This window comes from Nocardia caishijiensis NBRC 108228, from assembly GCF_001612825.1.
Taxonomy (GTDB): domain Bacteria; phylum Actinomycetota; class Actinomycetes; order Mycobacteriales; family Mycobacteriaceae; genus Nocardia; species Nocardia caishijiensis.
The window spans coordinates 197915-221730 of the sequence record NZ_BDBE01000039.1; the positions used below are offsets into that span (position 1 = coordinate 197915).

The 23816-nt window shown below is 68.3% G+C and carries 24 protein-coding genes; 16 read left to right on the forward strand and 8 right to left on the reverse strand.

Features of this window, described 5'->3' with window-relative positions; all coding sequences use genetic code 11:
- Positions 1-92: 92 nt before the first annotated feature.
- Positions 93-1121: a glutathione S-transferase family protein gene (locus tag NC7_RS22275; protein WP_067986218.1), complete on the forward strand. Its 1029-nt coding sequence runs from the start codon at positions 93-95 to the stop codon at positions 1119-1121.
- A gap of 1 nt (position 1122) precedes the next feature.
- On the opposite strand, the gene NC7_RS22280 is transcribed toward NC7_RS22275, so the two are convergent.
- The 3 genes from NC7_RS22280 to NC7_RS22290 all read right to left on the reverse strand — a co-directional run bounded on the left by NC7_RS22280 (position 1123) and on the right by NC7_RS22290 (position 3690).
- On the reverse strand, positions 1123-2478 hold the full coding sequence (locus NC7_RS22280) for a serine hydrolase domain-containing protein (RefSeq protein ID WP_067986220.1): 1356 nt from the start codon (positions 2476-2478) through the stop codon (positions 1123-1125).
- A 23-nt stretch (positions 2479-2501) separates the two neighbouring features.
- Positions 2502-3182: a cutinase family protein gene (locus NC7_RS22285; protein ID WP_236573596.1), complete on the reverse strand. Its 681-nt coding sequence runs from the start codon at positions 3180-3182 to the stop codon at positions 2502-2504.
- 148 nt (positions 3183-3330) lie between these two features.
- A complete protein-coding gene (locus NC7_RS22290; RefSeq protein ID WP_067986222.1) occupies positions 3331-3690 on the reverse strand; it encodes an Rv2640c family ArsR-like transcriptional regulator in 360 nt (119 codons plus the stop codon).
- A 99-nt stretch (positions 3691-3789) separates the two neighbouring features.
- On the opposite strand from NC7_RS22290, the gene NC7_RS22295 reads away from it, so the two are divergent.
- From NC7_RS22295 to rph, 5 genes are all read left to right on the forward strand, one after another.
- Positions 3790-4302, forward strand: coding sequence for an ArsI/CadI family heavy metal resistance metalloenzyme (locus NC7_RS22295; protein WP_067986227.1), 513 nt, complete (start codon positions 3790-3792; stop codon positions 4300-4302).
- An 89-nt stretch (positions 4303-4391) separates the two neighbouring features.
- Positions 4392-4961 carry a TetR/AcrR family transcriptional regulator gene (locus tag NC7_RS22300; RefSeq protein WP_067986229.1) on the forward strand — a complete coding sequence of 190 codons (570 nt, stop codon included), beginning with the start codon at positions 4392-4394 and terminating at the stop codon, positions 4959-4961.
- Between the two features lie 71 nt (positions 4962-5032).
- A complete protein-coding gene (locus NC7_RS22305; RefSeq protein ID WP_067986232.1) occupies positions 5033-6067 on the forward strand; it encodes a medium chain dehydrogenase/reductase family protein in 1035 nt (344 codons plus the stop codon).
- Positions 6068-6093: 26 nt separating this feature from the next.
- The gene (locus NC7_RS22310; RefSeq protein WP_067986234.1) at positions 6094-6657 is read left to right on the forward strand and encodes an ABC transporter permease; all 564 of its coding nucleotides are present in this window, start codon (positions 6094-6096) and stop codon (positions 6655-6657) included.
- A gap of 156 nt (positions 6658-6813) precedes the next feature.
- Positions 6814-9399, forward strand: coding sequence for a rifamycin-inactivating phosphotransferase (gene rph, locus NC7_RS22315; RefSeq protein ID WP_067986237.1), 2586 nt, complete (start codon positions 6814-6816; stop codon positions 9397-9399).
- On the opposite strand, the gene NC7_RS22320 is transcribed toward rph, so the two are convergent.
- Positions 9396-10088 (reverse strand): LmeA family phospholipid-binding protein, encoded by a 693-nt coding sequence (locus NC7_RS22320; RefSeq protein WP_067986241.1) that lies wholly within the window; start codon positions 10086-10088, stop codon positions 9396-9398. The two genes, rph and NC7_RS22320, sit on opposite strands and share 4 nt — an antisense overlap.
- A gap of 138 nt (positions 10089-10226) precedes the next feature.
- Between NC7_RS22320 and NC7_RS22325 the strand changes: the two genes are divergently transcribed.
- Both NC7_RS22325 and NC7_RS22330 read left to right on the forward strand, forming a co-directional pair.
- Positions 10227-10550: a hypothetical protein gene (locus NC7_RS22325; protein WP_067986243.1), complete on the forward strand. Its 324-nt coding sequence runs from the start codon at positions 10227-10229 to the stop codon at positions 10548-10550.
- An 87-nt stretch (positions 10551-10637) separates the two neighbouring features.
- Complete coding sequence (locus tag NC7_RS22330) at positions 10638-12686, forward strand: heavy metal translocating P-type ATPase (protein ID WP_067986244.1); 2049 nt, start codon at positions 10638-10640, stop codon at positions 12684-12686.
- Between the two features lie 4 nt (positions 12687-12690).
- On the opposite strand, the gene NC7_RS22335 is transcribed toward NC7_RS22330, so the two are convergent.
- Complete coding sequence (locus NC7_RS22335; RefSeq protein WP_067986245.1) at positions 12691-13377, reverse strand: ZIP family metal transporter; 687 nt, start codon at positions 13375-13377, stop codon at positions 12691-12693.
- 104 nt (positions 13378-13481) lie between these two features.
- On the opposite strand from NC7_RS22335, the gene NC7_RS22340 reads away from it, so the two are divergent.
- Positions 13482-13838 (forward strand): Rv0313 family protein, encoded by a 357-nt coding sequence (locus tag NC7_RS22340; RefSeq protein WP_067986246.1) that lies wholly within the window; start codon positions 13482-13484, stop codon positions 13836-13838.
- A gap of 89 nt (positions 13839-13927) precedes the next feature.
- Here the strand turns inward: NC7_RS22340 and NC7_RS22345 are convergent, their stop codons facing one another.
- On the reverse strand, positions 13928-14686 hold the full coding sequence (locus NC7_RS22345; protein WP_236573594.1) for an ankyrin repeat domain-containing protein: 759 nt from the start codon (positions 14684-14686) through the stop codon (positions 13928-13930).
- Positions 14687-14956: 270 nt separating this feature from the next.
- Here NC7_RS22345 and NC7_RS22350 point away from each other — a divergent pair, with 270 nt between their 5' ends.
- The 5 genes from NC7_RS22350 (at position 14957) to NC7_RS22370 (ending at position 20626) form a co-directional block, all read left to right on the forward strand.
- Complete coding sequence (locus NC7_RS22350; RefSeq protein WP_067986248.1) at positions 14957-16171, forward strand: PE-PPE domain-containing protein; 1215 nt, start codon at positions 14957-14959, stop codon at positions 16169-16171.
- A 35-nt stretch (positions 16172-16206) separates the two neighbouring features.
- Positions 16207-17127: a LysR family transcriptional regulator gene (locus NC7_RS22355; RefSeq protein WP_067986250.1), complete on the forward strand. Its 921-nt coding sequence runs from the start codon at positions 16207-16209 to the stop codon at positions 17125-17127.
- 285 nt (positions 17128-17412) lie between these two features.
- Positions 17413-18594, forward strand: a complete 1182-nt coding sequence (locus NC7_RS22360) for a PP2C family protein-serine/threonine phosphatase (RefSeq protein ID WP_067986336.1) — start codon at positions 17413-17415, stop codon at positions 18592-18594.
- 38 nt (positions 18595-18632) lie between these two features.
- Positions 18633-20186, forward strand: a complete 1554-nt coding sequence (locus tag NC7_RS22365; RefSeq protein WP_067986252.1) for a sensor histidine kinase — start codon at positions 18633-18635, stop codon at positions 20184-20186.
- Positions 20183-20626, forward strand: coding sequence for a response regulator (locus NC7_RS22370; protein ID WP_067986253.1), 444 nt, complete (start codon positions 20183-20185; stop codon positions 20624-20626). Before NC7_RS22365 ends, NC7_RS22370 begins: the two co-directional genes overlap by 4 nt.
- A 5-nt stretch (positions 20627-20631) precedes the next feature.
- On the opposite strand, the gene NC7_RS22375 is transcribed toward NC7_RS22370, so the two are convergent.
- Entirely contained in the window at positions 20632-21045 is a 414-nt protein-coding gene (locus NC7_RS22375; protein ID WP_067986254.1) for an ATP-binding protein, read from the reverse strand.
- A 195-nt stretch (positions 21046-21240) separates the two neighbouring features.
- On the opposite strand from NC7_RS22375, the gene NC7_RS22380 reads away from it, so the two are divergent.
- Positions 21241-21612, forward strand: coding sequence for an STAS domain-containing protein (locus tag NC7_RS22380; RefSeq protein ID WP_067986255.1), 372 nt, complete (start codon positions 21241-21243; stop codon positions 21610-21612).
- A gap of 54 nt (positions 21613-21666) precedes the next feature.
- Here NC7_RS22380 and NC7_RS22385 read toward each other — a convergent pair whose 3' ends face one another.
- A complete protein-coding gene (locus NC7_RS22385; RefSeq protein ID WP_067986257.1) occupies positions 21667-23220 on the reverse strand; it encodes an acyl-CoA carboxylase subunit beta in 1554 nt (517 codons plus the stop codon).
- A gap of 353 nt (positions 23221-23573) precedes the next feature.
- Here NC7_RS22385 and NC7_RS29630 point away from each other — a divergent pair, with 353 nt between their 5' ends.
- On the forward strand, positions 23574-23735 hold the full coding sequence (locus tag NC7_RS29630) for a hypothetical protein (protein WP_167352447.1): 162 nt from the start codon (positions 23574-23576) through the stop codon (positions 23733-23735).
- Positions 23736-23816 lie beyond the last annotated feature (81 nt).

Consider the following 23816-nt stretch of genomic DNA (forward strand, 5'->3'; position numbering starts at 1 on the left):
CGTCACTGCGCCACAACAGGTTCGATTTCCAGGGTAGCCACCACCACCGACAGCCGACCGATTTCGACCGTCCGATATGCGACACTGGGCCGATGAGCGAAGCCGACGCCGGAGCGGGCAGCTACGTCGAGAAGGGCGAGTTCCGCCGCGACACCAACTACATCACCACACGCATCACCGCCGACGGCCGCGACGGCTACCCCGTCGAACCTGGCCGCTACCGACTCGTCGCGGCCCGCGCCTGCCCGTGGGCCAACCGCACCCTGATCGTTCGCCGCCTGCTCGGGCTCGAGCCGGTGTTGTCGCTCGGCCTGTGCGGTCCCACCCACGACAAGCTCAGCTGGACCTTCGACCTCGATCCGGACGGCGTCGATCCGGTGCTCGGCATCCACCGTCTGCGCGATGCCTATCTGGCCCGGTTCCCCGACTACCCGCGCGGTATCACAGTGCCCGCGATGGTCGAGATCGCGACCGGGCAGGTCGTCACCAACGACTACGCCCAGATCACCCTCGACTTCTCGACCGAGTGGGCCCCCTACCACCGCCCGGGCGCGCCGCAGCTGTATCCGGAACCGCTGCGCGAGGAGATCGACGCGATCAACCGGGAAGTGTTCACCGAGATCAACAACGGCGTCTACCGCTGCGGTTTCGCGGGCGCGCAGGACGCCTACGACGCGGCCTACGACCGGCTCTTCGCCGCGCTCGACCGCGTGAGCCAACGGTTGCGCACCCAGCGCTACCTCGTCGGCGACACCATCACCGAGGCCGACGTGCGGCTGTTCACCACGCTGGCCCGCTTCGATCCCGTCTATCACGGGCACTTCAAATGCAACCGGACCAAGCTCAGCGAGATGCCGGTGCTGTGGGCCTACGCTCGCGACCTGTTCCAGACACCCGGCTTCGGTGACACCATCGACTTCGGCCAGATCAAGGAGCACTACTACGTGGTGCACCGTGACATCAACCCCACCGGCATCGTCCCGGCGGGCCCGGACCTGTCGAACTGGCTCACCCCGCACCACCGCGAGGAGCTGGGTGGCCGCCCGTTCGGTGACGGCACGCCGCCGTCACCGCCGATGCCCGCGGAGCGGGTGCCCGAACCCTCCTCGGCGAACCGGTAGGTCAGCGCTCGCCGGGCAGGGCCGCCGCGAGCTGGTTGCCGACGTCCAGCGCCAGACCGAAAATGTCCGCGGGCAGCGGACGACCGTGGCAGACGGCGATGTCGCAGCCACCGTAGGCGCCCGTGCCGAGCAGGATCGCCGCGGTGGTGTGCGGGTCGAGCAGCAGTGCGCGTTCCTCCGGTGTCGCGCCGGTCCGATGGATCGGGTCCGGCGGGAGGTCGGGGTCTTCGAGGGGTTCCTGGTTCTCCACCGCGGCGACAATGCGGTGGAACAGCATCCGGTTGTCGGGATTGCTGGTGCCCGTCAGGAAGCCGGTGAGATTGTTCGGGTCGATGGTCGCGGGCACGCCGAGACGGATGATCACCAGGTCGCGGCTGGGAATCACCACCGCCAACTGGCCGAGGGCACCGGAGAAGGCGATCGTGTCGTGGGGAAGTCCGGGAAACAGGCGGTGCTCGTACAAAGCGGGTACCGGCACATTCACCCCGCGGAAGGTCTCTCCCGCGTTGAGCCACAGCAGGAATCCGTATCCGCCGTTGGCCTGGGTCGGCGTGGTGGCCTGACGAAGGTAGTCGGCATCGATCAGCTGGTTGCCCGCCCATTCACCGCGTTGCAGGACGAGCCGGGCGATTCTGGCCAGGTCGGCGGGCCGCATCGCCAGACCACCCGCGACGGCGGTGGTGGTGTCGCGGTCGCGCAGCCACACCCAGTGATCGCGGGGAATTCCCAACGGGCCCATCAGTTCTCGCCGCACGAACTCCTGATAGTCCAGACCGGTGGTGATCTCGATGATGCGGGGCAACAGTCCGAGCACTGCCTGCGCGTACTGGAAGGTTGTGCCCGGTTCGTAGTCGATCGGCGCGGCCAGGACCCGGTCGACGGTGCTGGTGGCGATCGAGGCGACGTCGGCGGGCCAGGAGAAGTGCAGACCGGTGGTCTGGGTGAGAACCTGGCGCACCGTGATCCGGGCGTGCGCGGCGTCGGCCGTCGGGAAGAACCGACCGATCGGATCGTCGAGCCCGAAATGCCCGAGCGTCACCGCCCGGCCGACCGCGACGGCGGTGACCCCTTTGCTCGCGCTGAACAGGGGCATCGGCAGATCGCCGGTCGGGGCGTGGTCGGCGATTAGGCACCCGTGCCGGTAGACCTGGATGGCATGAGCTTTCGCGCCGATGCCGAAATCCATCGCGGCGGCCAGCGCGGCCTCGTCCATGCCCACCTCCTCGGCCGCGCGGCGCTGCGGCGCGGCGCCGGGTTCGGCGCACGCGGAGTTCGCCCGCGCGGTCGACGGCTCGATCAGCACGGGACCCAGCGCCAGCACGGCGGCCAGCACGATCGCGACCGGACAGGGTGACATGAACGGACCTCCGGAGTCGGCGATCAGGCGGGTCGGACCCGGGCGGCGACGAAGGCGGCGGCTTCGTCGGCGTACCGCTTGTACTGCATGTGGACGTTCCAGTCCTTACCTCGCGGATCGCACACGGGGTCGTTGTCGTTGCACACATCGTAGGTGCGATCGGCGTACACGCCGGTGACCTCGCGACCCACTCCGCGAATCGGGTTGCCGAACAACAGGATCGCCGCGATCCTCGGCGCCAGCTCGGCGGGCAGGGTGGCCACGATCGGCCCGCCGACCCGGGCGCCTGCACTGCTGATGCCGATCGAGTTGTCCACCACGTTGGCGCCCTGGGAGTAGCCGACAAGCACGAACTGCTGATCCGGGCAGGCCGCCGCCCGCGCGACGACGTGATCGACCAGGTCACGGTTGCCCGCCTGCACCGAGGCAGGCTGCTCGTAGCCCGCCGGGTACTGCACCCGATACGCGTTGGTCGACTGTGACAACCTGTCGTCGATGGCGGCGTACACCGGGTTGCCGACGACGGTGCCCAGCTTGTACTGGCTCCACAGCCCGCCGGGTTCGTTGGTTCCGCGCGCCGCGACCACGTGCACGTCGACGCACCCCGCCGCCCGCGCGGGCGCGGCGGCGACCACCCCGGTCATGGTGCCCGCCAGTACGGCGGCGGAAAGTGCCAGGCCCACGCGGGCACGGTATTCGATCACGGCTCGTCCTTCGCATCGGTGGTCGATGGCCGCGAGCGTAGGTGCGCACCGCGTGGCGAATCGGTGCCCGGCACGCGCTTTTGGCCCGGTTCACATCGGTGGGGACGACCGCCTCGCGATTCGGTGACGGAATCCCAGCAACCGCGGATCAGCGGCAGCAGTTGGGATCGAGCACCGTGCACAGCGCCGACAACGCCTCGCGCCGCGCACGGTGGAAGGTGTTCATCCCCCGCCGCTCGGACTCGACCAGCCCCGCCTTGCGCAACTGCCCGAGGTGATGCGAGACCGTCGACTCGCTCAGCCCGACGACGCCCGCCAGATCGCCACCGTTGCACTCGCCCACCGGACTGGTGAGCAGCAGCGACAGCAGTTTCACCCGGACCGGATCGGCGATGGCCTTGAGCCGCAACGCCACCTCCAGGGCGGCCACATCGTCGACCGGAGCCGCCGCGACGGGCGCGCAGCAGACGGGAGCGGACATGTCGATCACCGGTAGCGCCTTGGGCATGACATCGACCCTACGCGAAGCATTGACATATGTCGAAAAGGTGCGCACACTCGAGCTCGCAACTTCTTCGACATATGTCTCACAAGTGGAGGTACGACCATGTCCCGAATCCAGCTGGCCCTCAATGTCGACGACCTCGACCAGGCCGTGCACTTCTACTCGATTCTGTTCGCCACCGACCCGACCAAGCGCAAGCCCGGGTACGCCAATTTCGCCGTCGCCGACCCGCCACTGAAGCTCGTGCTGATCGAGAACGCGGGGCAGGGCGGCAGCCTCAACCACCTCGGCGTGGAGGTCGAGTCGTCCGAGCTGGTCCACGGCGAGATCGCGCGGCTGACGCAGGCCGGGCTGTTCACCGAGGAGCAGCAGGCGACGACCTGCTGCTTCGCCACACAGGACAAGGTGTGGGTGAGCGCGCCCGACGCCGAGCGCTGGGAGGTCTACACCGTGCTGGCCGATAGTGAAACCTTCGGCAGCGCACCACAACTCACCGAAGCGGAGCGCGGTGTCACATGCTGCGGCACCGCTGCGGAGGCGGAGGCCGAAGGAGCCTGCTGCGGCACCGACGCCAAGCGGAATGCAGTCGCGTCGGGGGCGACCTGCTGCGGCTGACAGAGTCCGACCGGCTCGGAAGTTCCGAGCCGGTCGGGAAACTCGGGCGGGGTTGACGCTCGAGGAAGAGTGAGTGTACAGTCACTCACATGAGCAAGAGCGGAGCAACACTCTCCCGGTCCGACATCCGACGCGACGCCGTCGTGGATGCCGCGATCATCGAGTTCGCCCGTACCGGTTACCACGGCACGCCGATCAGCACGGTCGCGGCGACGGCACAGATCTCACCGGCGTACGTCTTCAAGTTGTTTCCCGGCAAGGTCGCCCTGTTCGTCGCCGCGCTCGAGCGGTGCTTCGACCGGATCACCGCGGCCATGTCGGCCGGTGCGGCACGGTCGAGCGGTGACAGCCCCGAGCAGATCCTCTACGACATGGGCGGTGCCTACGCCCAGTTGATCAGTGACCGCAGCTTGCTCATGCTGCAGGTCCACGCCCAATCGGTGGCCGATGTACCCGAGATCGGGACGGCGATGCGCGCCGGACTGGCCCGGATCACCGAACTCGCCAAACACCGCTCCGGCGCCGAGGACGACCACGTTCAGCGGTTCATCGCCTTCGGTCAGCTCTGCCACCTCATCACCACCCTCGGCCTCGACGGCGACGACAGCGCGTGGGCGACCATCGTCACCGCGGGCATCCGTCACCCGGACGCCGTCTGACCATCGAATGCCCCTCGCGGGGCATTTTTTCGACCCGTCGAGTGATTGACCAGTCACACACTAGGAGAGCCATGTCCATCGTCGCCACCGAAATCGTCCTGCCCGAGCGGGTGGAGCCCGAGGGCCTGCTGGTGACCCGGCGCTCGTTGCCCGCACCCGGGCCGGGTCGGGCCGTCGTCGCCGTGGAGGCGAGCGGTGTCTCGTTCGCCGAGCAGCAGATGCGCCGCGGCAAGTACTACGACCAACCCGCGTTCCCGTTCGTTCCCGGCTACGACCTGGTCGGCACCGTCCTCGCCGTCGGTCCTGGCGTCGACACGACCATGATCGGCAGGCGGGTCGCCGCGCTGACCAAGATCGGCGGATGGAGCAGCCATGCCGAGCTCGACGCCGCCGCTCTCGTCGCGGTGCCCGACGGGCTCGCGGCCGATGCGGCGGAGACCTTTGTCGTCAACGGAATCACGGCCTGGCAGATGTTGTTCCGCATCGCGAAGGCGCGTCGCGGGCAGACCGTCCTGGTTCACGGCGCCAACGGAGGCGTGGGGTCGACGCTGGTGCAGCTGGCCCGCGCCGAGGGAATTCATGTCATCGGCACGTCGTCGACACGGCACGCCGAAGCGGTCCGGGCGCTCGGCGCCACCTGGGTCGACTACCGCGGCGATGTGGGGCAGCAGGTCCGGGCGCTGGCACCCGACGGGGTGGACGCGGTGTTCGACCACATCGGCGGTCCGGGGATCACCGAGTCGTTCGCTCTGCTCGCGCCCGGCGGCACCCTGGTGTCCTACGGCACCGCGTCGACCAAGAACGACGAGGGCAATTCGCGGCTACCGGTCCTGCGGTTGCTCGGCCGACTACTGGTGTGGAACGCGTTGCCCAACAAGCGCAACGCGCACTTCTTCAATCTCTGGGCGGGCAAGCGCGACCTGCCGCGTTTCCGTGCCCGCATCGCCGAGGACCTGGCGGCCGTGTTCGACCTCGCCGCTCGCGGCGTGCTGCGCGCACAGGTGGGTGCGCGGGTGCCGTTGGCACAGGCCGCGCGAGCGATGCGGCTCGCCGAATCGAGCACTGTCGTCGGCAAGGTCGTCCTGGTCGCCGACACCGAGTCCTGAACCCCTACGATTCTGGAGAAATTACGATGTCCGCTCTGCGTGTTCTGCTCGACAACCGTCCGTCCTACCTCAGTTTCGGTGCCGCGTGGCTGCTCGGCCACGGCGCTTACGCCGTGTCGCACGGTGATTCACCGCTCGTGCGGCTGCCCGCCGTGGTTCCGGGCGCGCTGCTCGTCGGCGGGTTGCTGATCGCGATGATCGTGACCAGCGTTGTCACGATGCGGGCCAAACGCGGCGCGACCGGAGCCGAGGCGGTGATCGGCAACCTGCTCGCCGCCTCGTGGCTGGTGGGTTTCGGTGCGCAGTTCTTCGTCATCACGGCGCTGAGTTCGGCAGTGGCCGACGAGAATCTGCGGATGCTGTTGTGGCCGACCGGTTCCGGTCTCGTCGTCGGCCTGCTGTATCTGGCCGGTGGTGCCGCCTACCGGGATGTGCTGCAGTACGCGCTCGGTGCGTGGCTGGCATTGACGTCCTCGGCTGCGCTGTTCCTCACCGGGGCGAGCCCGTACTGGGTGCTGGCGCTGGCCGGTGGTGGCAGCTACCTGGTGGCCGCCGCGCTCGAACCACGTCGCCACGCTGTCCCCGCCTGAATCAGCGTCTGACCGTCGTCGAGCCCGGCTCGGCGGCGGATGCGCTGGTTTCCCATCCCCTTCTCACTGTATACACGATCGCGGCCGCTCATGAGACATCGAAAAGTGGTCCATAATCGCTCGCGTACTGCTGAAACCGCAGGTGAGGAGTGGGTTATGGGTGTTGTTCTCGAGTTCGGGCAGATCGATCGGTCGCAGGTGGGAATCGTCGGGGGCAAGGGTGCGAATCTGGGTGAGCTGGCACGCATCGAGGGGGTTCGGGTGCCCGACGGGTTCTGCGTGACGACCGAGGCCTTCGACCGGGCCCTCGCGGGCGCGACGGCGGTCCGTGCGCGCATCCGCGACCTGGCGGACCTCTCGCCCGAGGACCGGGCGGGGATCAGCGCAGCCGGTGCCGCGATCCGCCGCGACATCGAGCAGTTGCCGGTACCCGAGGACGTGGCGGCCGAGATCCTCACCGCGCACGCCCGGCTCGGCGCCGACGCCGCGTACGCGGTGCGCTCCAGCGCCACGGCCGAGGACCTGCCGACCGCGTCGTTCGCCGGGCAGCAGGACACCTATCTGAATGTGATCGGTGCGGCGCGGGTACTCGATCACGTGCGGCGATGCTGGGCTTCGCTGTTCACCGAGCGGGCGGTGACCTACCGCCTGCGAAACGGGTTCGACAGCAGCATGATCCGGATGGCGGTCGTGGTGCAGCGGATGGTGTTTCCGCGTGCGTCGGGCATCCTGATGACGGCCGACCCGGTCACCTCCGATCGCACCGTCGTCTCCATCGATGCCGGGTTCGGTCTCGGCGAAGCCCTGGTCTCCGGCCTGGTGAACGCCGATGTGTACAAGGTGCGCGACGGCGAGATCGACAAGACCATCGCCACCAAGAAGATCGCCGTCGAACCGGTGGTCTCCGGCGGCACCGAGGTGCGTGAGATAGCCGACGATCGTCGCGACGAACCGGTTCTCTCGGACACCGAGGTGCTGCGGCTGGCCGAGCTGGGCCGACGCGTCGAAGCGCATTTCGGCGCCGCGCAGGACATCGAATGGTGCCTCGACGACGAGATCCGCCTCGTCCAGAGCAGGCCGATCACCACACTGTTCCCGGTTCCCGACGCGGCCGACGACGCCGACCGCGTCTACGTGTCGGTGGGTCATCAGCAGATGATGACCGATGCCATGAAACCGCTCGGGCTTTCGTTCTGGCAGCTCACCAGTCACGCGCCCATGCGTGACGCGGGTGGGCGGCTGTTCGTCGACGTCACCGAACGATTGGCCTCGCCGACCGCGGGCCCGGCCGTGGCCGAGGCGCTCGGGAAGTCCGATCCGCTGATGGGTGACGCGTTGCGCACGGTCCTCGATCGCGGCTTCGTCCCCCTTGTTCCGCAGACCGACCCGGTCGCGGCACCGCCGACGCCCGCGCCGATCGACACCGACCCGGCGATCGTCGAGGAGTTGATCGCCGACAGCGAGGCCTCGCTGGCCGTCCTGAAACGCGAGATCGCCGCCCTGTCCGGGTCGGCACTGCTCGATTTCATCCACGCCGACATCGCGGAATTGCAGCGGGTGCTGTTCTCCCCGCGCGGATTGCGGATCATCACAGCCGCCATGGACGCCACCGAATGGCTCAACGACCGCTTGGGCGAATGGCTCGGTGAGAAGAATCCCGCCGATGCGCTCAGCCAGTCGGTGCCGGGCAACGTGACCTCGGAAATGGGGTTGGCATTGCTCGATGTCGCCGACGCCATCCGTCCGCACCCACAGGTGGTGGCGTACCTGCGGGAGATCGAGCAGAACGGCACGAGCGATTTCCTCGGTGGTCTCGAGCAGTGTTCGGGCGGCCCCTCGGCACGGGTCGCGATCAGCGAATTCCTCGACAGGTACGGGATGCGCTGTGTCGGCGAGATCGATATCACCCGCACCCGGTGGAGCGAGGACCCCACCGCGCTCGTGCCGACCATTCTGGGCAATGTCCACAACTTCGGACCCGGCGCGGGCCGAGAGCGTTTCGAGGAGGGGCTGCGCGATGCCGAGCAGCAGCGCGCTCGTATTCTGCGAGAACTACGTGCCCTGCCGGACGGCGAAAACAAGGCCGAGGAAACCGCGCGGATGATCGACCGAGTCCGTACTTTCGCCGGTTACCGCGAATACCCGAAGTACGGCATGGTCAGCCGCTATTTCGTCTACAAGCAGGCGCTGCTGCGCGAAGCCGAGCGACTCGCGGCGGCCGGGCTACTCCGGCGACCCGAGGACATCTTCTTCCTGCGGTTCGAGGAATTGCGCGACGTGGTGCGCGACCGCCGCGTGGACGACACACTCATCGACGAGCGGCGCGAAGCGTTCCGCACCTTCCGAACGCTCAGCGCGCCAAGGGTTCTCACCTCCGACGGCGAGGCGGTGACCGGTGCGTACCGGCGCGAGGATCTGCCCGAGGGCGCGCTGCCCGGCATGGCGGTCTCCGCAGGCACGATCGAGGGTCGAGCACAGGTAGTCCTCGATATCGGTCAGGCCGATCTCGAGCCCGGCGACATCCTCGTCACCGCCTACACCGACCCGAGTTGGACGCCGCTGTTCGTCGGCATCGCCGGACTGATCACCGAAGTGGGCGGGCTGATGACCCACGGCGCGGTCATCGCCCGCGAGTACGGCCTGCCCGCCGTCGTCGGCGTGGAACACGCGACCGAGCTGATCCGCGACGGACAGCGGATCCGCGTGAACGGCACCGACGGTTACGTGGAGATCCTCACCTAGCCGTCGGTGAGGCGCACATCCTCGGCGGCGGCGGTGACGTGCAGGCCGTCCGCCGCCGGGGTGATGGTGGTGATGCGCGCGCCGAGGGGCAGGCTCCGCAGTGGGACCACGAAGGTCAGTCTGCTCCGCAGCAGGGCCAGGGAGATGGTCGGACCGCCCGCCGAGTGCCGCGCGGACACGGGAGTCACCTCGATGCCGTCGGCGGTGGGTGCGACGGTGACGATCACGGTGGCGGGAACCATGATCCCGGCGACGGGGAACCGGCCGACCACGGTGAGGCCGTCCGGTCCGTATCCGATCGATTCCACGTCGTCGGGCGCGAACCCGCGCACGGTGTCGTAGGGGACGACCGCGGTGGCCGTCGCCGTGGCGGCCACCAGGTTCGCTGTGCGACCGGCGAGCACGTCACCCAGCGGTGCGGACACATCGTTGAGGGTGACGTCGAGGTCGCGGACGGTGATGTCGTCGCCGGTCCAGTCGCCGACCGCGATGTCGATGGTGGGGTACGCGCCGTCGACGGCCTGGGTGAGGAACGGGAAACCGGGGATGTCGACCTCGGGCCGACTCGTGAGCTGGTATTCGGCGGCGATCTGGCGTCCGATCGCGTTCTGCGCGACCACGAGCGCCACCCGGTCGCCGACGAGCAGCGCGATCGCCGCCAGGATCAGCGATGTCAGCAACGTGCGCATGCGTTCAACCCCTTCACCTCACCCGTGCGGGCAGTGGCGACCATGCTACGGCTCGGGCCGTGCGTCGTCCGGCCCGATTGGGCCGCGACACAGTGGGTATCAGCCTCACACGCAGTCCACCGGAGGGAAGGATCGACCATGGCGTACCCCGCCCACCACGGCTCCCGGATCTCGCGCCGCACCGGGCGCGAATTCCCCGACCACTCCCGAACGACCCGCAGCCACGCCGGTGAAGGACTCGAGGACGGGTACAACTTCCCCGGCATCATCCTGTGCGCGCTGGCGGTGATCGCGCTCGGCCTGTGTCTGACCGCCGCCGGGTACGGCTTCGCGGGCTGGGGCGCGATCGCGGCCGTCGCCGCCGCGACCCTCGCCCTGGCCGGTGTCGCCTGGCTGCTGCTGGAACACCGACGCGTGAAGGCCAAGGAGGGCCTCAACCTCACCGATCAACGCGGGCACTGACCGCTCGAACGCGACGCCCCCGACCTGTGTCAGGCCGGGGGCGTTTCTTGTGCGGCGGGGTGACCACCCGGGGGTACCGTCGGCGATATGGCCGACCACCATCCTCGGGGCAGCGGTTCGGACACCACCGACGACGAGCACCACGACGTGCCTTCGGGGCACCACCACGGTGACCACGTGGCCATGTTCCGGCGGCTGTTCTGGCTGATGCTGGCGCTGGCCGTGCCGGTGGTCGCCGCCGACATGATGTTCGCCGAACTCGTCGGCTACACCGTGCCGACGGGCTTGCGGTGGGTGTCGCCGGTGCTCGGCACCGTCATGTACATCTGGGGCGGGCAGCCGTTCCTCACCGGCGCCGTCGGTGAGATCCGGGCGCGCAAGCCCGCCATGATGCTGCTGATCGCGCTGGCCATCACCGTCGCCTTCCTCGCGTCCTGGGGTTCGACGCTCGGGCTGTTGCACCACGAGCTCGACTACTGGTGGGAACTGGCGCTGCTGATCGTGATCATGCTGCTCGGTCACTGGATCGAGATGAGCTCGCTCGGACAGGCCTCCAGCGCGTTGGAATCGCTGGCCGCCCTGCTGCCCGACGAAGCCGAACGGGTCGGCGACGACGGCGCGACGAGCACCGTCGCGGTCGGCGACCTGCGCACCGGTGACCGCGTCGTCGTGCGACCCGGCGGTCGGGTGCCCGCCGACGGGGTGGTCGAGTCGGGCAGCGCCGATGTCGACGAGTCCATGATCACCGGCGAATCACGGCCGGTGCGGCGCGAACCGGGCGACAAGGTCGTCGCGGGCACCGTCACCACCGATTCGGCCCTGCGGGTGCGGGTCACCGCAGTCGGTGCCGACACCGCTCTCGCGGGCATCCAGCGACTGGTCGCCGAGGCCCAGAATTCGTCGTCGCGGGCGCAAGTGCTCGCCGATCGGGCGGCGGGCTGGCTGTTCTGGTTCGCCGCCGGGTCCGCCGCGATCACCGCCGTCGTCTGGCTCGCCCTCGGCCGTCCCGAGGACGCGGTCACCCGAACCATCACCGTGCTGGTCATCGCGTGTCCGCACGCGCTCGGCCTGGCGATTCCGCTGGTCGTTTCGATCGCGACGGAACGGGCCGCGAAGGCCGGTGTACTCATCACCGATCGCCGCGCCCTGGAAGCGATGCGCGCGGTCGACGCGATCCTGTTCGACAAGACCGGCACCCTCACCCGCGGCGCACCGGCCGTCGTCGGGACCACCGCCACCGGGTCGGGCCGCACCGACGACGATGTGCTCGCCCTGGCCGCGGCCGCCGAATCGGAGAGCGAGCATCCGCTCGGGCGCGCCATCGTCGCCACCGCCTCCGACCACGGCGTCCGTGTTCCCACCGCCACCGGGTTCACCGCCCACAACGGTGTCGGAGTTCGCGCGACGGTCGATGGTGCGACGATCGAGGTCGGCGGACCGGCCCTGCTGCACCGGCACCACCTCGAGCCCGCCGAGGCCACGGCGCGCTGGTCGGAGCAGGGGTCGACGGTGTTGCACGTGCTGCGCGACGGCGAGCTGATCGGCGCGTTGGCCCTGGCCGACGAGGTCCGTCCCGAATCCGCGCAGGCGATCCGGGCGCTGCACCGCCGAGGCGTTCACGTCGCCATGATCACCGGTGACGCCGAGCCGGTGGCGCGCGCCGTGGCCGATCAACTCGGCATCGACCAGGTCTTCGCCGGGGTTCTGCCCGCCGACAAGGGCGAGAAGGTGCGTTCGCTGCAGGAGGCCGGGCACACCGTGGCCATGGTCGGTGACGGTGTCAACGACGCGCCCGCGCTCGCGCAGGCCGATGTCGGGATCGCCATCGGGGCAGGCACCGATGTCGCCATCGCCTCCGCGGGCGTAGTGCTCGCCTCCGACGATCCACGGGCGGTGGTCTCGGTGATCGAGCTGTCGCGGGCCACCTACCGCAAGATGGTCCAGAACCTCGTGTGGGCGGCTGGGTACAACATCGTCGCCGTCCCGCTGGCAGCGGGTGTCCTGGCGCCGTGGGGTGTCACGATGCCGATGGAGGTGGGGGCGCTGCTCATGTCCGCGTCCACGGTGGTCGTCGCGCTCAACGCTCAACTGCTGCGGCGCATCGACCTCGACCCGGCCACCGTCGTGCGGGACTGAGCCCTCACCCGATCGCGAACGCGACGAAGAAACCCGCCGCGGTCGCCATCCCCACCCACCAACCACCTTCCCGGTATGCCTCCGGCACAAGGGAGTCCGCGAGCATCGCGATCGTCGCACCGCCCGCGAACGCCTGCACCGCGCTGATCGCGCTGCTCGAGATGGTTCCGGCCAGCGCGTTGCCGAGCACGGTCACCGCGACGAGGACAGCGGCGGTGACCGCCCACAGCCCGAACGTCCGACCCGGCGAGAAGCCGTGCTGGTCACGCAGGAACGCGACCGCGCTCACCGCTTCCGGCACGTTTCCCACCGCGATGGCGACCAGCAGCACCAGTCCCCCGCCGCCGACCAGCGACACCCCGAGCGCCATGTTCTCGGGGATGCCGTCGAGCACCGTGCCGAGCAACAGCGCCCACCCGATCGCGGCCCGCCCCAGCTTGTTCTCGATCAGATGATCCGCGACCACATACATCCCGGCCCCGGCGAACAGCGCGATTCCCGCGATCACGGCCCCGTCCCGCCGGAAGGCCGGTGCGAACAACTCCTCGGACACGGCGGCGATCATCGTCCCGGCCCCGAACGCCATCATGCTCGCCAACACCGCACGTGGCAGCGTCCACCGCACCCCGACCGCGACCCCGATCATCAGCGGAACCACGGTCCCCAACCCGTAGAGCAGCGCAGTCAGCATGGACAAACCCTAGCGAGGAAGCGGCCGCGCCAACGGTCGTGGCGCGTGGCGCGTCCGGCGAGGACACTGGGAGAAACGAGCCGATGTTTCGAGGAGGATTGGCGATGGCGGACGACGGATCTTTCGATGCCGACGATTTCGAGCGGGTTCTGCGTGGGGCGAGCGATGAGATTCGCGGATTGATCGGGAAGGCGGGCGGATTTCTTGATCAGTCGGTGTTGAATTCGTTGTTCGGGCAGTTCGCCGGGCCACAACCGAAGTCGGAGCCCGAGACGACCGGCGCCACCGGCAGCGGGGTGTGGGCGATCTACACGCTCGATGAGGACGGGCAGGCTCGGGTGGATCAAGTTTTCCCGAGCGAACTCGAGGCACTGCGGGCACACCGCGACAACGTCGATGAGCGTCGCCGCGTGCGATTTCTGCCCTACGGGGTTCCGGTCAGCGTGCTCGACACACCCTGATCCTTTTCAGTTCCCTTACCGCCCTTACCTTTTCCTTCCCGTTACCTCGGCGATCAACCGATCAGCCTGACCGGACAGTGGTGGCGAAGTCAGGAATGCTGGTGCAGGATCTCAACGATGGCGGTCTGCCCGAGCCGTTGCGCGTTCTCGAGAACCGTGCGGCCTTCGGCGTCACGGATGTTCGGGTCGGCGCCCGCGTCGAGCAGGGCGGTGACTGTGTCCTGGTATTTCTGTGAGCCGTCGCCGTAGACCACGGCCTCCTGCAGCGCCGTCCACTGCGGTGTGTTCACGTGATCGACGTCCACACCCGCCTCGATCAGTATTCGCACGGTCGAGACGAACCCGTGCTCGGCGGCGGGAATCAGCGCGGTGCCGCCGAACCGATTCAAGCTGCGTATATCGGCCCCGTGCGCGAGAGTCATCCGCAGGATCTCGTCATACCCTTCGGCCCCCGCGTAGAGGTAGGCCGAATCCTGCAGGTCGTCCTTGGCGTCGACGTCGGCACCCGCATCGATCAGCACCCGCGCCGCGGCGACGGCCCGGTTCTTGACCGCCGTCACCAGTGGTGTGCGGCCCTCGTCGTCCCGCGCTTCCATGGGCGCGCCTCGATCGAGCAGTTCCCGCACGCGGGCACCGTCGTCGGCGGCCGCGGCCTCGTGCAGCGCTCCGGCGAGCGACGGGTCGACCGGTTGCGACGTCGGCGCCCCGCTCGTAGCCGCGCTCGCAGCGGTGGTGAATCGCGTGGTGGACGCCGCCTCGGACCCGGTGGACGAATCGGTCGAGCACGCCGTGCACAACACCGCCGTCCCCGCGAGCGCCAGCACAGCCATGCGGATCGAAGTGATCACATCGAACCTCCTTGCCGAGCGTCCGGTATGGCTGCGCTCGACGCCACGCGCCGAGCCATCAGCGGACAGGTTACCCGGAAGGTCCTCGCGAATCCGGGCACAGTGCTTGTCCCCCGGTCGGGCGGGCTGTCACAATTGCTCAGCAGTTGCCGAGGTTTCTCCCTCACACCGAAGAGGTAGTCCATGAGGCCGAATGCGAGATTTGCCGGGGCGCCGACGAAGAGCGGGCGGCATCGGAAGCGTTCGGCGGCACGGGCGGCGTCGGCGGTCGTGACGGCGCTCGGTCTCGGCTGGCTCGAGGCGCAGAGCGTGTGCGCGGTGGCGTTGGCCGCCACGTCGGCGCTGATCGTCCCCGGCACCGGGACCAGTGACCCGTCCGTGGCGCACAACTTCGAGAGCAACGCCTACCAGAACTTCATCGATCCCGGCGCGCCGGGCTGCACCGACAATGCTTGTCCCGGTGTCGGTTTCGTTCCCGTTCCGTACGACGCCGCGCTGTGGCCGGTGATCTCGTCCAAGGGCCCTGGCGCGTCGTCGGCGAAATGGGACACCTCGGTCGCCGGTGGGGTGGCCACGCTCGACGAGCTCACCCGCCGACAGCTCGCGGCGCCGGGTACCGCGGTGGTCTTCGGCTATTCGCAGGGTGCCACGGTCGCCAGCACAGAGAAGGCCGCACTGGCCGGACTGTCGCCGCAGGACAGGGCGCGGTTGTCGTTCGTGCTCATCGCGAATCCGAACCGGCCCAACGGCGGCATCATCGAGCGGCCGGTCCGTTTCGGGGGGATTCCGGTCGCCGACATCACCTTCGGGCCGCCGACCCCGACCGACACCGGGATCGCGACCACCGACATCGCCATGCAGTACGACGGCATCTCCGACTTCCCGGCCTACCCGCTCAATGTGCTCGCCGACGCCAACGCGCTGCTCGGCACGGTGCTCATCCACCCGTCGTATCTGCAGCCCAAGGGCAACGGCGCGGGAAGCGAGCCGACGGCGGGCGCCGCGATCTACGGGTACCCCGACCGGTCCGAGTTCCTCGCGCAACAGAACTGCGACACATCACCCCAGCACTGCCAAAGCCACGGCGACACAACATATGTCACCATCCCGAACCCGCAGGGCGCGCTGCCGCTGCTGTATCCGTTGCGCGCGATCGGCGAGCACACGAACCGCACCGACCTCACGGAACCGGCCGCCGCCCTGGCCGAGCCCGCACTGCGGGTGCTGATCGAAACCGGCTACGACCGCACCGACTACGCTGCGCCCACCCCGCTGCGTTTCGACCAGCCCCTCAACCCCGACAGGACCGCGACGCTCGCCCCCGATCTTCCCGCCGCCCTCGATCAGGGCATCGCCGACGCCACCGCCGAGATCGAGAACCCCACCCACGACCCCGACCGCACTCTGCCCGTCGAAGCGGTCCTCGCCAACATGGAGGACCTCCTCCCGCCTCCCCTCCGCGAATTCCTGCCACCGGCGCCCTGAACAGGCGGTATTCGTTCAGCAATACACTGAGGTCCATGAGGCATCGACACGGTGATGGCACGCTCGACCTGGTTCAGTTGCGAACCTTCCTCGCCGTCTACCGTTGCGGCTCACTCACCGCGGCCGCCACTCAGGTCGGACTGTCCCAACCCACCGTCACCAGCCAACTGCGAACCCTCGAAAAGGCCGTGGGCCGACCGCTTTTCGACCGGCTCCCCCGTGGCGTCTCCCCCACCGCCGCCGCGCACGAGTTGGCCGCCAGAATCGCCGACCCGCTCGACGCCCTCGCCGAGGTCACCGGCATCACCGCCGCTCACACTCCCCCCGAACCGCCCGTGCAGCTCGGCGGACCCGCCGAGTTCCTGGCCGCCCTCGCGCTACCGGCGTTGGCGCCGCTGGTCGCCGAGGGGGTTCGCTTGCAGGTCACAACCGGCCTCGCCGACGATCTGCTCACCGAATTGCACACGGGTGCCCTGGATCTCGTCATCTCGGCCATCCGCCCTCGCGGTCGCGCGGTGCTCGCCGAGCCCCTCGCCGACGAGGAATTCGTCCTCGTCGCGGACCCGGCCACCGCCGCCCGCATCGACACCGGTCGCCTCGAACGCGGCGACGCCTCCGCGCTGACGCCTGTCCCCCTGGTCAGCTACGCCACAGATCTCCCCATCCTGCGCCGATATTGGCGCCACGTCTTCGGCCGCCGCCTCGAACGCCGACCCGCCGTGGTAGTCCCCGACCTGCGCGCGGTGCTCGCCGTGGTCGCGGCGGGCGGTGGCGTCAGCGTCGTGCCCCGCTATCTGTGCGCGTCCGCGTTGGCCACCGGAACCGTTGTCGCGCTGCTGGATCCGCAGGACCCGCCGATCAACACCGCCTACCTCGTCGGCCGTTCGACACGCACCGAGCGTCCGCACGTCGCCCTGGTCCGGGCCCGTCTTCGGGACGCGGCGTCGACCTGGTGACGCGTCGCACCGCCGGTCGGCGGATCCGGTGGGCATCGGGTGGTCCTCGGATCGGATAGGATCGCAGAGCTCTGTCGGTCCAGCCAGCGGCTGACGGTGTCAGTTCGCGCTGCGGGCGCTCGGGATCGGAGATATTCGTGCACACCGCTGGTTTTCAGCTGTCCAGCTGCGGGAGAGGACCCACTCGCCGCGACCGTGCGAGCGTCCATACCGGCATTCCCACAGGTCGCCGTGCCGCACAGTGACACAACCGCCGCCGATCTCCTCGTCACCGAGGCCGCGAACCTGCCGGGCGGTGCGGTACGCATCCTGCTCGTCGAGGACGACCCGGGCGACGCGCTGCTGGTAGAGGAGCTGGTGGCCGACCTCGGCGCCGGGCCACGCCTGGAATGGGTGCGCACCTTGGCCGAGGCGGGTCAACGGTTGCGCGTCGACACCCCTGACTGTGTCCTGCTCGACCTGCACCTACCCGACGCCCACGGGCTGCAGGCACTGGCCCGGCTGCGCGAGATCGACGACCAGATCGCCGTCGTGGTGATGACCGGGCTCGACGAGGAGCAGACCGGTCTCACGGCCTTGGCCGCAGGTGCGCAGGACTACCTGGTGAAGGGCCGGGTGGAGCCCGAATTATTCGGTCGCGCAGTGCGTTACGCCATCCAGCGCAAGCACGCCGAGCGCACGACCGCCGCTTTGCGCGCCAGCCAGATGCGGGCTCAGGAGAACGCGCGCCTCGAACGCGGTCTGCTGCCGACTCCCCTGCTCGGCGCCGACCGCACGGTCGAGGTGATCTCGCGGTATCGGCCGGGCGCCGACCACTCGCTGCTCGGCGGCGATTTCTACGACGTGGTCCAGGACACCGACGGCGTGGTGCACGTCGTGATCGGCGACGTCGCCGGTCACGGTCCCGACGCCGCCGCCACCGGCGTCGCGCTCCGATTGGCTTGGCGCACATTGGTTCTCAGCGGCGTCACCGGCGCACGACAGCTGGCACTGCTCGAGGAACTGCTTGTCGCCGAACGCCGCGACGAGCAGACCTTCGCCACCGCGACCGTGCTCCGGCTCGACCCGGCCACCAGGCAGGTTCAGGTGCGCCGAGCGGGCCATCCGGGCATGCTCCGGCGCGCGGGCGGCACCTCGAGCTGGGTGGAGGTCGACGGGGGCCCGGCGCTCGGGTTCGTCCCCGGGTTCGGGCAGTGGCCGGTCCAGGAGCTGCATCTGGCCGAAGACGCCGGGCTGATGCTGTTCACCGACGGGCTGTTCGAAGGCCACGTCGGCGACGGCAGTCGACGCCTGGGCGAGGAGGGCCTGCTCGCGCTCGCCAATGCTCTGCCCGCAGGACACCCCGACGCGTTCATCGACGCGCTCATCCACCGAGTGGAAGACCAGGCCGCCGCGGCAGGCGGCTTGGACGACGACGTGGCCATCCTCTATGTGGGCTGGCGCGACAACGGAAGGCCTGTGCAGTGACGAGGACCGCCCGCGACCGCACACGGTTGGTCAGCCGGATGACGGCGCAGGGCTGGTTCCAGCTCGTCTTCGCCTCGATGATCGTCGCCGTGATCGCCGGTGCGGTGGCAGGCGCCCAGGTCATCGCCCACACCAGCCGGGTCACCGATCGGCTCGTGGCGCAAACGCTTCCGGCCGCCGCCGAGGCCGCACGACTCCAGGGCGCACTCGTGAACGAGGAGGCAGGTGTCCGGGGGTATGTACTCACCCGCGATCCCCTGTTCGTCTCGCACTACGTCGGCGCCAGGCAGGACGAGACGAACGCCATCGAGCGGCTGGAGCAGTTGCTCGACGGTCGCCCCGAACTCGAGGCCGACCTCGCGGACCTGCGGTCCGCCGCGGATCTGTGGCGCACCGCGTACGCCGATCCGGTGATCGCCCAGGGCGGCGCACCCATCCGCACAGACCTCGGCATCGCCTATTTCGGTGAGTTGCGGGCACGGTTCGCCGTCCAGAACGACAACCTCGCCACCGCCGTCGACCGCGACAACGACACGCTAGAGGCCGCCCGGACCACCCGCGACCTGGTGCTGTGGGGCATCGTGCTGGCCTTCGTGGTCACGGGGATCGCGCTCACCGTCCTGGTCCGGCGCCTCGTCGTCCGGCCTCTCGGCTATCTCACCGAGTCGTCCCAGCGGGTCGCGGCGGGCGAATTCGACGCGCGCATCGATCCGGTCGGCCCCTCCGACATCGCCCTGGTCTGTGCCGCGGTCGAGAACATGCGCGACCACATCGTCGCCGAACTCGCTTCCTCGCGCGTCCAGGAATCCATCCTGCACCAGCAGAAACAGGAATTGGCCGAGCAGGCGGAGGAACTACGGCGCTCCAATACCGAACTCGAGCAGTTCGCCTACGTCGCCTCCCACGACCTGCAGGAACCGCTGCGCAAGGTCGCCTCGTTCTGCCAGCTGCTCGACAAACGCTACGGCGACAAGCTCGACGACCGAGGCAAGCAGTACATCGATTTCGCCGTCGACGGCGCCAAGCGCATGCAGGTGCTCATCAACGATCTGCTCACCTTCTCGCGGGTCGGGCGCGTATCCGACGGCACCGAACCGGTCGAACTCGCCGACGGACTCGACGCCGCACTCGCGGCACTGTCGTCGAGTATCGAGGAGACCGGCGCGGTCATCGAGCAACCGGAGCGCCTGCCGCGCATCGAGGGGGAACCGACCCTGCTGGTCATGCTGTGGCAGAACATCATCGGCAACGCGATCAAATTCCGCACCCCGGGATCGACACCGCTGATCCGGATCGCCTGCGCGCTCGACGACACCGGTTCGAATTGGCAGGTGTGCGTGTCCGACAACGGCATCGGCGTCGACGCCGAATTCGCGGAGAAGGTTTTCGTGATCTTCCAGCGTCTGCACTCCCGCGACGCCTACAGCGGGACCGGTATCGGACTGGCCGTCTGCAAGAAGATCGTGGAATTCCACGGCGGCCGGATCTGGATAGATACCGACTATCACGACGGTACCCGCCTGTGTTTCACTCTGCCCGCCCTCGATGAATCCACCACCGCATCCGATATCCGGAAAGAGGCATTCGCGTGACCGTGCCCGGCCAGCCCATCGATATTCTGCTCGTCGAAGACGACCCCGGCGACGAATTGATGACGAGAGAGGCGTTCGAGGACAACAAAATCGGCAACACCCTGCACGTCGTGCGCGACGGGCAGGAAGCCCTGGACTTTCTCTACCGTAACGGTGACTACGCCGAAGCACCGACTCCCGACCTGATCCTGCTCGATCTGAATCTCCCGAGATACGACGGCAGGCAGGTATTGGAGAAGATCAAGGCCGACCCGGAATTGTCACCGATTCCGGTGGTCGTACTCACGACTTCGGCCGCCGAGGAAGACATTCTTCGCAGCTACAAGTTGCATGCCAATGCCTATGTGACCAAACCGGTCGACCTCGACCAGTTCATCGCCGCGATCCGGCAGATCGATGAATTCTTCGTGCAGGTCGTCCGGCTCCCTCGGGTGCGGTGAGCGGCTCACCCACACGCGATCAGCATGGTGACGACGGTGCCGGATTCGGATGTCTCCACATCGAATTCGCTGCTCACGGCCCGCATGATGGTCAGTCCTCGACCCCGGGCCGCGTCGGCGGGCGAGGCACTCGGCCGCCAGCTGCCGTGGTCGGTGACGACGACGAGGATGTGACCATCGGTCAGCGATGCGTCGATTTCGACGGGTCCGCCGTCGCAATGGTGTGCGTGTTCTACCGCATTGGTACACGCCTCACCTGCGGCCAAGATCACATCGTCGGCGAGCGTCTGCCCGACCGGAATGGCGGCCAACCAGGAACGCAGCGCACGACGGACCTCGATCAAGCGATCGGCGGTCGCGGGAAATTCCAGATAGAAGGGATTCAGAGCGTTCTCCTGACCAGACGGGCGCCTCGGCACCGAACTGTGTGCTGTCGGTCTCGCTCCTGGCATTTACCCCATCCGATCCACTGCTAAGCAGGGCCCAAGTGTGATGCGTACGTCCGGCGAGCATAGCGCGGGCCCGCGAGACCTCTTCGGTAAGGTCCGATTTCATCGGGTAAGTTGAGTAAGATGTGTTCGCCGACCCGGCGACACCGAGGCAAGAGGTGAAAAGTGGCGAATCGCGACCAGAACGGAATCCCCGACCTCGATGTGCAGGCGCGCGCCGAAGACGGATTCGAAATTCTCACCGTTCGTGGCGAAGTCGACATGGCGTCGGCACCCCAGTTGCAGGCCGCACTGGAGAAGGCACAGCAGGGCGGCAATACACTCGTCGTCGACATGACCCAGGTCGGCTTTCTCGGATCGGCCGGTCTCAGCGCCTTGCTGATCGTGTCGAAGGCGGCGCCGGGCCAGTTGCGGGTCGTCGCGTCCCGCGAGGTCGCCCGGCCCATCGAACTGACCGGCCTGGACAAGCTCCTCGCGGTGTTCAGCACCCTGGAAGCGGCCGTCGCCGCGACCGACGAGGCACCCTCCGCGCTGTAAGCGCACCGCGAGCAGCGCCCGGATCGGCCGTGTCCGATCCGGGCCTCGCCGCACTCACATCGGGTACACCGAGTGTTTGCGCGGATTGAATTCCGGTGCGACCGGCGGCTTGTCACGCAGCAGTCGGAGTGCGTGCCGAATCTCGAGGCGGGTGCGCGCCGGTTCGATGACCGCGTCGATATAGCCGCGTTCGGCCGCGATCCACGGCGTGGCCACCGTCTCGTTGTACTGATTGATCATGAAATCCCGTGCGGCGGCGCGATGTTCCTCCGGAACCGCCGCCAACTGCCGCTTCCCGATCAGATCCACGGCGCTCTCCGCGCCGATCACCGCGATCCGCGCCGTCGGCCACGCGAAACTCACATCGGCACCCACCTGACGCGCCGCCATCATCCCGTAGGCACCGCCGTAGGACTTGCGCACCACGAGATTGATGATCGGCACCGTCGCCTCGATGATCGCTCTCGGCACCCGCCCGCCACGGATGATCACACCCGCCGCCTCCTGATCGAGGCCCGGCAGCACACCGGGGGTGTCGACGACGAAGACCAGCGGGATGTTGAACGCGTCGCAGAGCCGGATGAAGTAGGTCGATTTGTCCGAGCACGCCGCGTCGATCGAACCGCCCAACACCAGGGGCTGATTGGCGATCACGCCCACCGGGAACCCGTCGACCCGCGCGAAGCCGGTGATGAGGTTCGGCGCGAAAGCCGCACGGATCTCATGGAATTCGCCGTCGTCGAAGATCCGCAGCAGGATCTCGTGCATGTCGTAGCCGCTGCGGTCGGAGTCGGGGATGATCGTCTCGAGCTCACGATCCGATCCGGTGATCTCCGGTTCGAGGCCGGGATTCACGATCGGCGGTTGCTCGAGGCAACTGGTCGGCATGTAGCTGAGGTAGGCCCTCGCCCAGGCATAGGCATCCGCCTCGGACTTCGCCACGTGGTGCAGGGTGCCGCGCTCGGCCTGCACCGTGGCCCCACCGAGGTCCTCGGCGCTGATCTCCTCACCGTTGACGGCTTTGATCACCTCCGGTCCGGTGACGAACATGTACGAGTCCTCGGTGCCGATCAGCACGTCGGTATTGATCGGCCCGTACACCGAGCCCGCCGCGCATTTGCCGAGAATGATCGACACCTGCGGCACATAGCCCGACAGTTTCTCGAGCACTCGCGAGATGTCACCGAACGACGCGATCGAACCGACCGCGTCCTGAATGCGCGCACCACCGGAGTCGTTGATGGTCACCACCGGGCAGCCGGAGTCGAACGCCAGCTTCAGCGCCCGCATGAATTTACGCGCCGACACCACGCCGACCGATCCGCCGTACACGGTTTGGTCATGGGCGATCACCACCACGGGACGTCCGTCGATCATGCCGCGTCCGGTCACCAGACCGTCGCCGTAGAGCGCGTCGGGCTGGTCGGGTTGCCGTGCCAGCGCGCCCACCTCGATGAATGTTCCGGGGTCGAGCAGCATCCCCAGCCGCTCCCGTACGCTCGGCACGCCCTTCTTCGCCCGCTTCGCGACCCCGGCCTCGCCCGCGGGTTCCGCGGCGATCGCCAGAATCTTGACCAACTCGTCGAGCTTCGCCTGCGTAGTCGCCACGCTCGCTGCCACCTTCCAACCACCTGTAGTGCTCCGGGCGAACCGTAGGCCCTGATGCCTTCGCATACGTCGACTGCGCGCGGTATGTGGACAGGTCACAGTGATCGGCGGCGATCCCTCGTGCTTCCGACAACCCCGTTGTGGCGGGCGCCGAACCCCGCTGCCATACCTGATCGCGCGACACAAGGCGATATGACAGCCGAGACGAATTGTTGTGGATTTCTCCGACAATGGCGCCGCATTCCGAATGGAAACGTCAAAAGTCGCGGCAGGCAGGTGAATTCGGGATTGTCACCGTGATCTGATCGAGATGTCCCGAGCATGGGATGTTCACCGAACACGAGGAAGTACGTATGAACTCCAGAATTGCCCGCCCGATCGCCGTTGTCGCCCTCGCCCTGTCGGCCGCCGCCCTCAGCACCGGCACCGCGGCCGCGGCCACCCCCGTCGCCGGATCGGTCGAGGTGTGTGTGCCCATCCCGCTGCTCCCGATCGAGCTGAGCCTGTGCCTCTGACCGGCTAGATCGGCGCGGTGAGCCGGTGTGGGCGGCGTCGGGGCGCCCACACCGGCTTTTATCCGGTACTTGCCGTAACCC

Coding starts and splice junctions, on each gene's coding strand:
- NC7_RS22355 (WP_067986250.1), top strand. CDS start 16,207: ATGAGGCATCGACACGGTGATGGCACGCTCGACCTGGTTCAGTTGCGA.
- NC7_RS29630 (WP_167352447.1), top strand. CDS start 23,574: ATGAACTCCAGAATTGCCCGCCCGATCGCCGTTGTCGCCCTCGCCCTG.
- NC7_RS22365 (WP_067986252.1), top strand. CDS start 18,633: ATGACGGCGCAGGGCTGGTTCCAGCTCGTCTTCGCCTCGATGATCGTC.
- NC7_RS22290 (WP_067986222.1), bottom strand. CDS start 3,690: ATGCCCAAGGCGCTACCGGTGATCGACATGTCCGCTCCCGTCTGCTGC.
- NC7_RS22340 (WP_067986246.1), top strand. CDS start 13,482: ATGGCGGACGACGGATCTTTCGATGCCGACGATTTCGAGCGGGTTCTG.
- NC7_RS22330 (WP_067986244.1), top strand. CDS start 10,638: ATGGCCGACCACCATCCTCGGGGCAGCGGTTCGGACACCACCGACGAC.
- NC7_RS22305 (WP_067986232.1), top strand. CDS start 5,033: ATGTCCATCGTCGCCACCGAAATCGTCCTGCCCGAGCGGGTGGAGCCC.
- NC7_RS22300 (WP_067986229.1), top strand. CDS start 4,392: ATGAGCAAGAGCGGAGCAACACTCTCCCGGTCCGACATCCGACGCGAC.
- NC7_RS22325 (WP_067986243.1), top strand. CDS start 10,227: ATGGCGTACCCCGCCCACCACGGCTCCCGGATCTCGCGCCGCACCGGG.
- rph (WP_067986237.1), top strand. CDS start 6,814: ATGGGTGTTGTTCTCGAGTTCGGGCAGATCGATCGGTCGCAGGTGGGA.
- NC7_RS22280 (WP_067986220.1), bottom strand. CDS start 2,478: ATGTCACCCTGTCCGGTCGCGATCGTGCTGGCCGCCGTGCTGGCGCTG.
- NC7_RS22275 (WP_067986218.1), top strand. CDS start 93: ATGAGCGAAGCCGACGCCGGAGCGGGCAGCTACGTCGAGAAGGGCGAG.
- NC7_RS22295 (WP_067986227.1), top strand. CDS start 3,790: ATGTCCCGAATCCAGCTGGCCCTCAATGTCGACGACCTCGACCAGGCC.
- NC7_RS22310 (WP_067986234.1), top strand. CDS start 6,094: ATGTCCGCTCTGCGTGTTCTGCTCGACAACCGTCCGTCCTACCTCAGT.
- NC7_RS22335 (WP_067986245.1), bottom strand. CDS start 13,377: ATGCTGACTGCGCTGCTCTACGGGTTGGGGACCGTGGTTCCGCTGATG.
- NC7_RS22320 (WP_067986241.1), bottom strand. CDS start 10,088: ATGCGCACGTTGCTGACATCGCTGATCCTGGCGGCGATCGCGCTGCTC.